This window comes from Streptomyces fildesensis, assembly GCF_016107395.1.
GTDB classification, from domain to species: domain Bacteria; phylum Actinomycetota; class Actinomycetes; order Streptomycetales; family Streptomycetaceae; genus Actinacidiphila; species Actinacidiphila fildesensis.
In genome coordinates this window covers 225,275-239,292 of the sequence record NZ_JAAIKO010000008.1, presented here as the reverse complement: position 1 = coordinate 239,292, position 14,018 = coordinate 225,275, and the positions used below count along the sequence as shown (strand labels likewise).

The following is a 14,018-nucleotide window of genomic DNA, read 5'->3' as shown; positions in this document are numbered from 1 at the left end:
GCACGAAGGCAGTCTGGCACAGACCTGCCCCCGCGCTCCGGCCCGTCTCAGGATGCGAGCGCCTTCTCACGGTCCCGCGTGTCGGGGCCCACCCGGTGCAGATCGATCTCCTTCGTCTCGCGCATCGACAGGTAGACGACGAGCGACACGGCCGCGCAGCCCGCCACGTACCAGTAGTAGCCGGACTCGATGCCGCCCTTCTTGAACCACAGCGCAACGTACTCCGCGGTGCCGCCGAAGAGGGCGTTGGCGAGGGCGTACGGCAGGGCGACGCCCAGGGCGCGGATGTGGGTCGGGAAGAGCTCGGCCTTCACACAGGCGTTGATCGACGTGTAGCCGGTGACGACCACCAGCGCGAGCAGGGCCGGCCCCAGGGCCGACCAGAAGCCGCTGACGTGCCGGAGCATCGTCATGATCGGGACGGTGAGGAAGGTCGAGCCGACCGCGAAGGTGATCAGCAGCGGGCGGCGGCCGATGCGGTCCGACAGCGCTCCCGCGAGCGGCTGCAGACAGGCGAAGACCGTCAGCGCGCAGAAACTGACGAGGGTCGCGGTCTGCTTGGGCAGGCCCGCGCTGCTGGACAGATACTTCGTGAGGTACACGGTGTACGTGTAGTACGCGACGGTGCCGCCCATGGTGAGCGCCATGACCAGGAACGCCTCGCGCCGGTGCTTCCACAGCGTCCCCAGGGTGCCGCTGTCCTCCCCGGCCTCGCCCGCTTCCGCGGACGCCCCCTCGTAGACGTCCGTCTCCAGCATGTTGCGCCGCAGGTAGAAGACGATGGCCGCGCCGGCGGCGCCGACGATGAACGGGATCCGCCAGCCCCAGCTGTGCAGCGCTCCGTCGGACATCGTGTGCTGCAGGATCAGCTGCAGTCCGAGGCCGATGATCTGCCCGACGGTCATCGACACGTACTGGAAGCTGGAGGCGAACCCGCGGCGGCCGGGCGCCGACGCCTCTGTCAGATACGTGGCGCTCGCCGCGTACTCACCGCCGACCGACAGACCCTGCAGCAGCCGCGCCACGAGCAGGACGGCCGCGCCGCCGTACCCGGCGACCGCGTACGTCGGCGCCGCCGCGATCAGCACCGCGCTCGCCGACATCAGCGAGACGGAGAGCGTCAGAGCCGCCTTGCGGCCCTTGCGGTCGCCGATCCGGCCGAGCAGCCAGCCGCCCACCGGCCGCATGAAGAAGCCGACCGCGAAGATGCCCATCGTGTTCAGCATCTGGGCGGTCTCGTCCCCCTTGGGGAAGAACGAGGCCGCGAAGTACGTCGCGAACGTCGAGTACACGAACCAGTCGAACCACTCGACCATGTTGCCGGCCGAGCCGACCCAGATCTTCTTCCAGTGCTGCTGACCGTCGGCGCGTTCCGTGGTGCCCATGGTCAACGACCGTGCCGGAACCGACCGTTCCCCCGCAAGACCGCCTCCGGCGGCGCCGGCTCACGGACCCGCGCTGCTGCCCCCGCCTCCCCCGGAGTACCGGGTGGGCCCCGGCCGCGGGGGCGCCGGCCGTTGCGGCGGCAGTTCGGTGATGCCCAGATCGCGGCGCATCTGCTGGCGCAGCGCATACAGATCGTCGGAGCACCCGGCCAGTTCGGTCTCCGCCTCGCTCCGCCGCTCCCCCGACGGCTGCTCGCCGCCGGCGGGCGTGAGCAGCGAGTACACCCGGTTCAGCCGCCCGATGAGCTCCGCCGCGGAGACCAGCACCGCGTCGCTGATGACCATCTGGGCCTCCGCGTACGTCTCGCGGTTCGCAGCGCGCGCCTCCTCCAGTACCTGGCGGCGCGCGACCTCGAGGGCGTCGCTCCGCACGGCCAGGCAGCCGGACAGCGCGTCGTGATACCGCCGGATCGACTGGTTCAGCTGCGCGTTCGATGCCTTCCGCTCCGCACGGTTGCCATTCCTGGCGGCAACGCGGTGCGCCAGCAGGGCGGTCAGGAGTGTGCCGAGGACACCGACAACGGCGACGACGAGGGCGGTCACGCTCTCCACGGTAGCCGCGAAAGCCTACGCGGCGGGCGCGAACAGGCCCTCCTGGAGGAACTCCCGGACGTGCCCGAGCACCGCCTCGCGGTCGGTGCCGGGGAGGCCGACGACCAGGTGGGTGCCGAAGCCGTCGAGCAGCGCGCGGAGCCGGACGGAGAAGCGTTCGGGGTCGGTGGCGCGGAACTCGCCGCGGGAGATGCCCTCGGCGACCAGCGCCACCAGGTCCCGGTGCCAGGCCAGTTCGAGCGAGAGCTGTCGCTGGAGGCCTTCCTCGCCCAACTGGGAGCGGGTCCAGACCTCGGACCACAGCACCCAGTGCGGATCGCGGTGGCCGTCGGCGAGGTAGTGGTCGATGATCAGGTCGAGCCGCTCGCGGGCGGGCAGCGGCTTGGACAGCAGGGCGCGGCGCTGGGCGCCGAGCTGCTCCTCGCTCCACTCCAGGGTCTGGAGGAGCAGCTCGTCCTTGCTGCCGAAGTAGTAGAGGACGTGACCGCTGCTCATACCGACCTCGCGGCCGAGACCGGCGAGGGTGAGTTCGGCCAGACCGTGCTCCGCGATGGCCGTCATCGCGGCCGCCATCACCAGTTCACGGGGCTGCTTGAGCCGCCGCCTGGCGCGGGGCTGTCCGGTCACCCTGTCCTCCGACGATGTATCCCTGGGTCACACCTGGGGCTGCTGTTGCGTGATGCAGTGGATGCCGCCGCCGTGCGCGAAGATCGTGCGGGCGTCGACCGGGACCACTTCGCGCTCCGGGAAGAGCCGGCCGAAGATCTCCGCGTTGACCCGGTCGGCCGGGTCGTCGAAGGAGCACAGCACGACGGCGCCGTTGCACAGGTAGTGGTTCACGTAAGAGTAGTCGACCAGTTCTCCGTCCTCCTCGGTGACCGAGGGGGCGGGCAGCTCGACGACCTCCAGGGCGCGGCCGCGCGCGTCGGTGGCGTCGCGGAGCAGCTTGATCGCTTCCTGCGACACCGCGTGGTCGGGGTGCGACGGGTCCTGCTGACTGTGCACGACGACCGTGCCGGGCCGGACGAACGCGGCCAGGATGTCGACATGGCCGCGGGTGCCGAAGAGTCCGTAGTCGGCGGTCAGCCCGCGCGGAAGCCAGATCGCCTTGGTCGTGCCGAGGTACGCGTGCAGCTCCTCCTCGACCCGCTCCTTGGTCCAGCCCGGGTTGCGGCCCGGGTCGAGCTGGACGGTCTCGGTGAGCAGGACGGTGCCCTCGCCGTCGACGTGGATGCCGCCGCCCTCGTTGACCAGCGACGAGGCGTAGGCGCGCGCACCGGCCAGCTCGGCGACCTTCGCGCCGACCTGGGAGTCCTGGTCCCACTGCGCCCACTCCTGGGCGCCCCAGCCGTTGAACACCCAGTTCGCGGAGGCCAGTTCGCCGTCGCGGACCAGGAACGTCGGGCCCATGTCGCGCATCCACGCGTCGTTGAGCGGCTGCTCCACGACGTCGACACCGGGGCCGAGCAGCGCGCGGGCCCTGTCGCCGTCACCGGGGGTGGTGAGCACGGTGACCGGCTCGTAGCGGCTGATGGTGCGGGCCACCTCGGCCCAGGCGCGACGGGATACGTCGAGGTCCTCGCCGTCCGCGAAGGTGGTGCTGGCGGACGGCAGCGCCATCCAGGTGCGGGCGTGCGGGGCCCACTCGGGGGGCATCCGGAAGCCGTCGGCTGCAGGGGTCGTGTTCATGGTGCGGATCCTTGTCACAAGAAGTACAGGCGGCTGAGGGACACCTGGTCGGCGGGTTCCGAGCGCAGCGGGTCACCGTCGAGGGTGACCAGGCCGGTGCTGCCGTTCACGTCGACCTGGCCGGTGCGCGAGTTGAACAGCAGGTCGGCGGGGCCGATACCGCGGGTGCCGCGCACCGCCACCCGGCGGCGCCGGGTCGGCATCCGGTCGTTCGCGGACTCGACCGCGGCGCGGGCGACGAAGGCGACCGACAGATCGGCCGCGGTCGCGCCGTGCGCTCCGAACAGCGGGCCGATGACGAGGGGTTCGCAGTCGTCGGTGGCCGCGTTCGGGTCGCCGGTGACGCCGTAGGCGGGGAAGCCGGACTTGAGGACCATCTGCGGCTTGGCGCCGAAGTACTGCGGCTTCCACAGGACGATGTCGGCGAGCTTGCCGACTTCGAGGGAGCCGATCTCGTGGGCCAGGCCGTGGGCGATGGCGGGGTTGATGGTGAGCTTGGCGATGTAGCGCAGCACGCGCGCGTTGTCGTCGGCGGGCCCGTCGCCCTCCATCGGCCCCAGCTCGGCCTTCATCTTCCCGGCCATCTGGAAGGTGCGGCGGACGGTCTCGCCGGCGCGGCCCATGCCCTGGGCGTCGGAGGAGGTGATGCCGATCGCGCCCAGGTCGTGCAGCACGTCCTCGGCGCCCATCGTCCCGGCGCGGATCCGGTCACGGGCCATGGCCGCGTCGCCCGGCAGGTCGGGCTTGAGGTCGTGGACCGAGACGATCATGCCGTAGTGCTCGGCGACCGCGTCCCGTCCGAAGGGCAGCGTGGGGTTGGTGGACGAGCCGATGACGTTCCGTACGCCCGCCATCTTCAGGACGTTGGGGACATGCCCGCCGCCGCAGCCCTCGATGTGGAAGGCGTGGATGGTGCGGCCGTCCAGGACGGAGAGGGTGTCCTCCACCGACAGGCACTCGTTCAGGCCGTCGCTGTGCAGCGCCACCTGGACGTCGTGCTCCTCGGCGACGCGCAGCGCGGTGTCCAGCGCGCGGGTGTGCGCGCCCATGTCCTCGTGGACCTTGAAGCCGGAGGCGCCGCCCTCGGCGAGCGCCTCCACCAGCGGAGCCGGGTCGGAGGACGAGCCGCGGGCCAGGAAGCCGATGTTGACCGGCCAGGCGTCGAAGGCGTTGAACGCGTGCCGCAGCGCCCAGGGCGAGTTGACGCCGACACCCCACACCGGGCCGAACTCCTGGCCGATGATCGTCGTGACGCCGGAGGCCAGCGAGGCCTCCATGATCCGCGGCGAGAGCAGATGGACGTGGGTGTCCACGGATCCGGCCGTCGCGATCAGGCCCTCGCCGGAGACGATGCTGGTGCCGGTCCCGACGACGACATCGACCCCGTCGAGGGTGTCCGGGTTGCCCGCCCGGCCGATCGAGGAGATCCGGCCTTCGCGGATGCCGATGGACACCTTGCGGATGCCGAGGACGGCATCGATCACCACGACGTTGCTGATCACGACGTCACAGGTGTCGCGGACCGCGGCGCCCTTGAGGTGCATGCCGTCGCGGGCGGTCTTGCCGAAGCCGGCCAGGAACTCGTCACCGGGCAACTGCGCGTCGGACTCGACGCGGATGACGAGCCCGGAGTCGCCCAGCCGCACCCGGTCCCCGGCGCGGGGACCGTGCACCGCCACGTATTCGCGCGGGTCGATTCCGGTCATGAGCCGTCCTCCAACGGGGTCGGGTTCGGGGGCGGGGTGGGGGCCGGGGGCTGGGTGGGGGTCGGGGGCTGGGTGGGGGTCGGGGGCTGGGTGCCGAGGTAGCCGCAGGCCGCGGCTCTGCGCAGGGCCTCCTCGCGGGCACCGGGCGCGTCCAGCGGGCCGTCCACCAGACCCGCGAAGCCGATCGCGACCCGGGCACCGCCGATCGGCACCAGGCCCACCGGCGCGGACTCCCCCGGGCCGAAGCGCACCGACGAGCCCGCCGGGACGGCGAGCCGCATGCCGTAGGCGGCGGACCGGTCGAAGTCCAGCCGCGGATTGGCCTCGAAGAAGTGGAAGTGCGAGGTCACGCTGATCGGCACGGTCGCGGTGTTGTGCACGCTCACCGTCACGGACGGAGCCCGATCGGGGACCGCGGGGCCGGTCAGTACGGCGCCGGGCGCGTCGTCGCCGAGCGATCCCCCGCCGATCGGCGCGGTGATCACGGCGAGCCGGGAGCCGTCGTCGAAGACGGCCTCGACGTGCACCTCCCTGACCACGTCGGCCACCCCGGGCAGCACGTCCTCGGGCCCGAGGACCGCCTTCCCCGCGGCGATGGCCTCGGCCAGCCGGCGGCCGTCCCTGGCCGCCTCGCAGACGGTGTCGGCGATGAGCGCGGTCGCCTCCGGCACGTTCAGCAGCAGGCCGCGGGCCCGGCGGGCCCGCGCCAGCTCGGCGGCACCGAACAGCAGCAGGCGGTCCCGCTCGGTCGGGGTCAGTCGCATGTCGCGCCTCTCGAAGGGTTAGAACACCACTCTAACAATTCATCCCGTCGACGGGAAGTATTGACCGTAGGCCATAGGTGGGAGACATTGAATGGCGTTCAAAGACGACAGGAACCCCGTAGGGAGACCGCCCATGCAGATCGAGCAACGCGGAGTCGACACCGTTCCGGACGAGGAGCGCACCAGCGGCCCGCGCGATCTGGTCAGCATCCTGCTCGGGTCGAATCTCGCCCTGGGAGTGATCGTCTTCGGCTGGCTGCCGGTCTCCTTCGGCCTCGGCTGGTGGGCCTCGGTGAGCGCCCTGGCGGCCGGCACCCTGGTCGGCACGCTGCTGACCGCGCCGCTCGCCCTCGTATCGCTGCGCAGCGCCACGAACCTCTCCACCAGCAGCGGCGCCCACTTCGGGGTACGCGGCCGGCTGCTCGGATCGGTCATCGGCCTGCTGCTCTCGCTCGGCTACACCGCCCTGACCCTGTGGGTCGGCGGCGACGCCGTCGTCGGCTGCCTCAACCGGCTCTTCGGCCTGCCGACCGGCGCGGCGAGCTACGCCGTCGTCTACGCGGCCCTCGCCGCCTGCACCGCGACCGCCGCCGTCTTTGGCTACCGGATGCTGCTGCGGCTCAGCCGCGCCCTGGCCGTCGGCCTCACCGTGCTGCTGCTCATCGGCTTCATCGCCTACGCCGGCAGCTTCACCACCTCACCGGTGGAAGGTTCCACGTACCTGCTCGGCGGCTTCTGGCCGACCTGGCTGCTCGCGGCCGTGTCCGCCGGGCTGAGCGGGCCCATCGCCTTCATCACGCTGCTCGGCGACTACACGCGCTACATCTCGCCGCGCCGCTTCAGTCAGCGCAAGGTCTTCTGGTCCACCTGTCTGGGCCTGGTCGTCGGGCTCCTCGTGCCGCAGCTGTTCGGCACGTTCACCGCCCTGGCCGTCGGCGCCGCCGACGACTACGCGGGCCCGCTGGTGGCCGCCGCCCCCGCCTGGTACCTCGCGCTACTGCTGGCCAACGCCTCGGCGGGCTCGGTCGGCAACGCCGGCCTGATGCTCTACAGCATGGGCCTCGACCTGGACGCGATCCTGCCCCGCGCGTCCCGGACGCAGGCCACGTACGTCGTGGCGGCCTTCTCCACCGCACTGGTCTTCCTGGGGCACTTCGCGTGGGCGGCGCAGGACGCGATGACGTCGTTCGTGCTGTTGCTGACGGCGGTGGGGACGCCTTGGGCGGTGGTGACGCTGCTGGGGTTCGTGCGGGTTCGAGGCCGCTACGACACCGATGCGCTGCAGGTTTTCAACCGGGGGACGCGTGGGGGGCTGTACTGGTACCGGGGCGGCTGGAACGTCGCGGCTACCGCCGCCTGGGCCTCCGGCGCGGTGATCGGCCTCCTGGCCGTGGATACGCCGCTTTACAGCGGACCGCTCGTTTCGTGGACCGGCGGCATCGATTTCAGCTTCCTGCTGTCGGCGGCTGTCACGGCCGGCGCGTATCTCGCGCTGAACGCCAAACGCCCGCATCCGCTTCCGGCGAAGGAAACGGAGCGGGCGCTCGTGCAGCAGGTCTGACAAGCCCGTGCGGGCCGGTGGTCGGTTGTGCCCACCCGTTCCGCCTTGCGGAACGGGTGGGCACAACCTGGCCGAAGATGTGCGGGTCCTAGCCGAGCTGGTGCATCCAGCCGTGGGGGTCCGGGGCCGTGCCGGTCTGGATGGACAGGAGTGCTTCGCGGAGCTTCATCGTCACCTTGCCGGGGTTGCCGTCGGCGACGGTCCAGTCGGCTCGGGTGGACTTGACGGAGCCGACCGGGGTGATCACGGCGGCGGTGCCGCAGGCGAAGACCTCGGTGATGGTGCCGTCGGCGCAGCCGCGCTTCCAGTCCTCGACGGAGATCCGGCCCTCGTTGACGTCGTAGCCCAGGTCCGCGGCGATCTTCAGCAGCGAGTCGCGGGTGATGCCGGGGAGCAGCGAGCCGGTCAGGGCGGGGGTGAGGATCTTGTTGCCGGACACGAAGTACAGGTTCATGCCCCCCATCTCCTCGATCCAGCTGCGCTCGATCGCGTCCAGCCAGACGACCTGGTCGCAGCCGTGCTCGATGGCCTGGGCCTGGGCGATGAGGGACGCGGCGTAGTTGCCGCCGGCCTTCGCGGCGCCGGTGCCGCCGGGCGCGGCGCGCACGTACTCCTCGGAGAGCCAGACGGAGACCGGCTTCACGCCGCCGGCGAAGTACGCGCCGGCCGGTGAGGCGATCACCATGAAGAGGTACTCGTTGGCCGGCTTGACGCCCAGCCCGACCTCGGTGGCGAACATGAACGGCCGCAGGTAGAGCGACTGCTCGCCCGCGCTGGGCACCCACGCCTTGTCCTGGCCGACGATCGCGTCCACGGCCTCGATGAACGTCTCGACGGGCAGCTCGGGCATGGCCAGCCGGCGCGCGGAGTCCTGGAAGCGCTTGGCGTTGGCCTCGGGACGGAAGGTGGCGACCGTGCCGTCGGGCTGGCGGTACGCCTTCAGGCCCTCGAAGATCGTCTGCGCGTAGTGCAGCGTCATGTTCGCCGGGTCGATGGAGAGCGGGGCGTACGGCACGAGCTGCGCGTCGTGCCAGCCACGGCCCTCGGTCCACCGGATCGTCACCATGTTGTCGGTGAAGTGGCGGCCGAACCCGGGGTTGGCGAGGATCGCCTCGCGCTCCGCGTCGGACAGCGGGTGCGAGGAAGGCTTGAGCTCGATCGTGGGCGTCGTCGTCATGTCTGCGTGTCCTTCACCGTGAGGTCATGGCGGACCGCACCCGCCGTCCCAGTGCTTGGACGTCCGAGTTTCCCCTCGCACAGCGGCCCCACCGCTGATTATCGCAGCGATGGGGCCATCGGCATAAATGTGCGGCCCGGGGTCGATGGTCGCACCCGGCCGGGGGATTGGCCCAGGGGGGCCAGAGGGGTAGGTGCGCGCGAAGCGCTCCCTGGAAGGGCGGTGGCGGGAGACGGGCGGGCGCTAGCCGGCTACTCGGGCGGCCAGCGCGTCGCCGACCTCCACCGTGCTGCGCGGGGCGGAGCGCTCGGCGAGGTCCGCGTGCACGGCCTTCTCGACGCGGGCGGCCTCGTCGGCGTAGCCCAGGTGCTGGAGCAGCAGGGCCACGGACAGGATCGTCGCGGTCGGGTCGGCCTTGCTCTGGCCGGCGATGTCCGGGGCGGAGCCGTGCACCGGCTCGAACATCGACGGGAAATCGCCGCTGGGGTTGATGTTGCCGCTGGCGGCGACCCCGATGCCGCCGGAGACGGCGGCGGCGAGGTCGGTGATGATGTCGCCGAAGAGGTTGTCGGTGACGATCACGTCGAAGCGCGCGGGGTCGGTGACGAGGAAGATCGTCGCCGCGTCCACGTGCAGATAGTCCGTGGTCACGTCGGGGAACTCTTCGCCGACCTTGTTGAAGATGTTCGTCCACAGGTGGCCGGCGTAGACCAGCACGTTGTTCTTGTGGACCAGCGTGAGCTTCTTGCGCGGGCGGGCCTGGGCGCGGGCGTAGGCGTCACGCACCACGCGCTCGATGCCGAACGCGGTGTTCAGGCTGACCTCGGTGGCCACCTCGTGCGGGGTGCCGGTCCTGATGGAACCGCCGTTGCCGGTGTACGGGCCCTCGGTGCCTTCACGGACCACGACGAAGTCGATGTCCGGGCTGCCGGCCAGCGGGGTGGCCACGCCGGGGAAGAGCCTGCTGGGGCGGAGGTTGACGTGGTGGTCGAAGGCGAAGCGGAGCTTCAGCAGGAAGCCGCGCTCCAGCACTCCGGACGGCACGGACGGGTCGCCGATCGCGCCGAGCAGGATCGCGTCGTGCTCCTTGAGCTGCGTCAGATCGTCCTCGGTGAGCGTCTCACCCGTGGCGTGATAGCGCTTGGCGCCGAAATCGAAGGACTTCGTCTCCAGCTTCACGTCCGAAGGGAGGGCGGCGGCAAGGACCTTGAGGCCTTCGGCCACGACCTCCTGGCCGATTCCGTCACCGGGGATCACTGCGAGGCTGAGGGTGCGAGACATGGCGGAAACCCTACTCGGCGTCCCATTGAATGACACATGGTGTCCGCATGACGGACATATGGGAGGGTCGCCATGCACCGTTCATCCGGAGTACGACCAAGTGTCGAACGGCAATGCGAGATTGCGCGGCATGGACACACCACGTATGGGTATTGCGGACAAGCTCGCCGACCGGATGAGCATGGCCGAACAGCATGAATACCTGCGCTCCCGGCTGACCCGCCGCGGGGTCATGCGCGGCACCGTCGCTGCCGCCGGTGCGGTGGCGGGGGCCGGACTGCTGAGCGGCACCGCGGCCGCCGCCTCCCCCACGCTGCTGAGCAAGCCCGCGACCGGGCATCACGTCAGCGGCTCCCTCGTCGCCCCCTTCGGGCGCCACCTCGCCTTCGGCGCGGACCCCAAGACCCAGTTCCGGGTCTCCTGGCAGGTCCCGCTGGCCGTCAAGAAGCCGTTCATCCGGGTGGGCCTCAAGCCCTGGGCCCTCAGCCACAAGATCCAGGCCGAGGTCCGCGCGCTGCACACCCCGCAGCTGCTCCAACAGCAAGCTGCCGCCGGTGGACCAGTACTACCTGCACGCGGCGCTGGACGGGCTGCACCCCGGCACGACCTATTACTACGGTGTGGGCCACGAGGGCTTCGACCCGGCCGCCGGCCAGGCGTTCGGCACCATCGGCACCTTCACCACCGCGCCCGCGCGCAGCGGTGAGCGGTTCACCTTCACCGCCTTCGGCGACCAGGGCGTCAGCTACCACGCGCTCGCCAACGACAGCCTGATCCTGGCGCAGAACCCGGCGTTCCACCTGCACGCCGGCGACATCTGCTACGCCGACCCGGCCGGTTCCGGCCAGCAGTCCGACTCCTCCGTCTACGACGCGCGGACCTGGGACCAGTTCCTGGCCCAGACCGAGTCCGTCGCGGCCCGTGTCCCGTGGATGGTGACGACCGGCAACCACGACATGGAGGCCTGGTACTCCCCCAACGGTTACGGCGGCCAGGAAGCGCGCTGGAGCCTGCCGGGCAACGGCCCGGACGCGAAGAACCAGCCGGGCGCGTACTCCTTCGTCTACGGCAACACCGCTGTGGTGGCGCTCGACGCGAACGACGTCTCGTACGAGATCCCGGCCAACTACGACATCAGCGCCGGCAAGCAGACCGCGTGGCTGGACAAGCGCCTCGGTGAGCTGCGCAGGCAGCGCGGCATCGACTTCATCGTGGTCTTCTTCCACCACTGCGCCTTCTCGACCACCAACTCGCACGCCTCCGACGGCGGTGTGCAGGAGAAGTGGGTGCCGCTCTTCGAGAAGCACCAGGTCGACCTGGTCGTCAACGGCCACAACCACGTCTACGAGCGCACCGACGCGATCCGCGGCGGCAAGGTCTCGAAGCCGGTCGCCATCGGCGACACGGTGCACCCCGAGAAGGACGGCGTCGTCTACGTGACGGCCGGCGGCGCGGGCCGCAGCCTCTACGACTTCCCGGCGCCCGACTCGTACGAGGGTCACGAGCACAACGTCGACTCCGTCACCACCTGGCACTCGGCCAAGGGCGGCGGCAAGGTCACCGAGACCGTCGCCTGGTCCCGGGTCCGCTACACGGGCTACTCGTTCATCGCGGTCGAGGTCGAGCCGGCGTCGTCCGGCCGGACGTCGACGCTGACGGTGTCCGCGCTGGCGGAGACCGGTGAGCGCGTCGACCACTTCACGGTGGCGCGCAAGGCTCGCTGAGCAACATCCTCAAGCGGCGGACGGGCTTTTCAGCCCGTCCGGCGCTTGAGGACCGCTTCGTTGTTGGCTGCGCCCGAGCTAACGAGCCTCGTGGCCCGTGCTGCCGCCGTTGTCCCGGCGGTCGAGCGAGCGCTGCAGTGCCTTCATCGCGTTCTCGCGTGCGGTCTCGTCCATGGTGATCAGCTCCAAAGGAAGATCAAGGAGATGGTTGTCGCCATAGAACGGGGCGGGGAACGTGCGCGGCAGGGGGTGACCTGCGTGAAGGGCGCTGGTTCGCATCCGCCGATCGCTGGTGGAGCGATTCGTTCGGCATCTACAAAGCTAGGTCAGCGCGGCAGTTATGTCTCCACAGTTACTCGGACTTCCTACTATCTGAGACGGAGACCACCCGAACGCAGGCCACCCCCGCATCCGGATGGGGACCGGAATACGGGGGCGGCGGTCTGCGTCGGCCCGCGGTGGGGCCGCTAAGGGCCTGATCAGCCCTGGTGCGGGTACCGGTAGTCGGTCGGCGGGACCAGCGTCTCCTTGATGGAGCGGGTGGACGTCCAGCGCATCAGGTTGGACGCGGCGCCGGCCTTGTCGTTCGTACCCGAGGCGCGGCCACCGCCGAAGGGCTGCTGGCCGACGACGGCGCCGGTCGACTTGTCGTTGATGTAGAAGTTGCCGGCGGCGAAGCGCAGCTTCTCCATCGCGTCGACGGCCGCGGCGCGGTCCTGGGCGATGATCGAGCCGGTGAGGGCGTACGGCGAGACCGACTCCATCTGGGCGAGCATGGTGTCGAAGTCGGCGTCGTCGTAGACGTAGATGCCGAGGATCGGGCCGAAGTACTCGTCGCGGAAGATCTCGTTCGCCGGGTCGGTCGAGACCAGGACGGTCGGGCGGACGAAGTAGCCGACCGAGTCGTCGTAGGTGCCGCCGGCGACGACCTCGATCGTCGGGTCGGACTTCGCGCGGTCGATGGCCGCCTTGTTCTTGGCGAAGGAACGCTCGTCGATGACGGCGCCGATGAAGTTCGACAGGTCGGTGACGTCACCCATGGTGATGCCGTCGACCTCGGCCGCGAACTCCTCCTTGAAGCCGTTCTCCCAGATGGAGCGCGGGATGTAGGCGCGGGAGGAGGCCGAGCACTTCTGGCCCTGGTACTCGAAGGAGCCACGGGTCAGCGCGGTCTTCAGGATCGCCGGGTCGGCGGAGGGGTGGGCGACGACGAAGTCCTTGCCGCCGGTCTCGCCGACAAGACGCGGGTACGTCTTGTAGTTCTCGATGTTGGTGCCGACCGTCTTCCACAGGTGCTGGAAGGTCTTGGTCGAGCCGGTGAAGTGGATGCCGGCCAGGTCCGGGTGGGTGAGCGCCACCTCGGAGACGGCGATGCCGTCACCGGTCACCAGGTTGATGACGCCCTTGGGGAGGCCGGCGGCCTCCAGCACCCGCATGAGCAGCACGGCGGCGTGCGTCTGCGTCGGGGACGGCTTCCACACGACGGTGTTGCCCATCAGGGCGGGGGCGGTCGGCAGGTTGCCCGCGATGGCCGTGAAGTTGAACGGCGTGATCGCGTAGACGAAGCCTTCCAGCGGCCGGTGGTCGCTGCGGTTCCACACGCCGGCACTGCTGATCGGCTGCTCGGCGAGGATCTGCCGGGCGAAGGAGACATTGAAGCGCCAGAAGTCGACGAGCTCGCACGGACAGTCGATCTCGGCCTGCTGGGCGGTCTTCGACTGGCCGAGCATCGTCGAGGCGGCGAGCGTCTCGCGCCACGGGCCCGACAGCAGGTCGGCGGCGCGCAGGATGATCGCGGCGCGGTCGTCGAAGGAGAGCGCGCGCCAGGCCGGGGCAGCGGCGAGGGCGGCGTCGACGGCGTCCTGCGCGTCCTTGGCGGTGGCGTTGGCGTAGGTGCCGATGCGGGCGCTGTGATTGTGCGGCTGCACGACGTCGAAGCGCTCGCCGCCGCCCATCCGCTGCTCGCCGCCGATGGTCATCGGCAGGTCGATCGGATTGCCGGCCAGCTCCTTCAGCTTCGCTTCGAGCCGGGCGCGCTCGGGGGATCCCGGGGCGTAGGAGTGGATCGGCTCGTTCACCGGCGTGGGGACCTGGGTCACAGCATCCATCGAGGTGCGCT

The 14,018-nt window shown here is 70.5% G+C and carries 10 protein-coding genes and 1 pseudogene; 2 read left to right on the top strand and 9 right to left on the bottom strand.

The window, feature by feature from the left end:
• Positions 1–47: 47 nt before the first annotated feature.
• From C6N31_RS15675 to ureA, 6 genes are read right to left on the bottom strand one after another with little or no spacing between them, the layout of a single operon-like run.
• Entirely contained in the window at positions 48–1,385 is a 1,338-nt protein-coding gene (locus tag C6N31_RS15675; RefSeq protein WP_138358223.1) for an MFS transporter, read from the bottom strand.
• Positions 1,386–1,445: 60 nt separating this feature from the next.
• Positions 1,446–1,988 (bottom strand): hypothetical protein, encoded by a 543-nt coding sequence (locus tag C6N31_RS15670; protein WP_138358224.1) that lies wholly within the window; start codon positions 1,986–1,988, stop codon positions 1,446–1,448.
• A 24-nt stretch (positions 1,989–2,012) separates the two neighbouring features.
• Entirely contained in the window at positions 2,013–2,624 is a 612-nt protein-coding gene (locus C6N31_RS15665) for a TetR/AcrR family transcriptional regulator (protein WP_244809446.1), read from the bottom strand.
• A gap of 27 nt (positions 2,625–2,651) precedes the next feature.
• The gene (locus C6N31_RS15660) at positions 2,652–3,686 is read right to left on the bottom strand and encodes an agmatine deiminase family protein (RefSeq protein ID WP_198357697.1); all 1,035 of its coding nucleotides are present in this window, start codon (positions 3,684–3,686) and stop codon (positions 2,652–2,654) included.
• Positions 3,687–3,700: 14 nt separating this feature from the next.
• Complete coding sequence (locus C6N31_RS15655; protein ID WP_198357696.1) at positions 3,701–5,392, bottom strand: urease subunit alpha; 1,692 nt, start codon at positions 5,390–5,392, stop codon at positions 3,701–3,703.
• On the bottom strand, positions 5,389–6,156 hold the full coding sequence (gene ureA, locus C6N31_RS15650; RefSeq protein ID WP_198357695.1) for an urease subunit gamma: 768 nt from the start codon (positions 6,154–6,156) through the stop codon (positions 5,389–5,391). Before ureA ends, C6N31_RS15655 begins: the two co-directional genes overlap by 4 nt.
• Before the next feature lie 133 nt (positions 6,157–6,289).
• Between ureA and C6N31_RS15645 the strand changes: the two genes are divergently transcribed.
• A complete protein-coding gene (locus C6N31_RS15645; protein ID WP_138358756.1) occupies positions 6,290–7,717 on the top strand; it encodes a cytosine permease in 1,428 nt (475 codons plus the stop codon).
• 88 nt (positions 7,718–7,805) lie between these two features.
• On the opposite strand, the gene C6N31_RS15640 is transcribed toward C6N31_RS15645, so the two are convergent.
• Entirely contained in the window at positions 7,806–8,894 is a 1,089-nt protein-coding gene (locus C6N31_RS15640) for a branched-chain amino acid aminotransferase (protein WP_138358754.1), read from the bottom strand.
• A gap of 243 nt (positions 8,895–9,137) precedes the next feature.
• Positions 9,138–10,175, bottom strand: a complete 1,038-nt coding sequence (locus C6N31_RS15635; protein ID WP_138358752.1) for a 3-isopropylmalate dehydrogenase — start codon at positions 10,173–10,175, stop codon at positions 9,138–9,140.
• A gap of 130 nt (positions 10,176–10,305) precedes the next feature.
• Here C6N31_RS15635 and C6N31_RS15630 point away from each other — a divergent pair.
• A pseudogene (locus C6N31_RS15630) lies at positions 10,306–11,899 on the top strand (purple acid phosphatase family protein).
• Positions 11,900–12,378: 479 nt separating this feature from the next.
• Here C6N31_RS15630 and pruA read toward each other — a convergent pair.
• Entirely contained in the window at positions 12,379–14,007 is a 1,629-nt protein-coding gene (pruA, locus tag C6N31_RS15625) for an L-glutamate gamma-semialdehyde dehydrogenase (RefSeq protein WP_198357694.1), read from the bottom strand.
• Positions 14,008–14,018 lie beyond the last annotated feature (11 nt).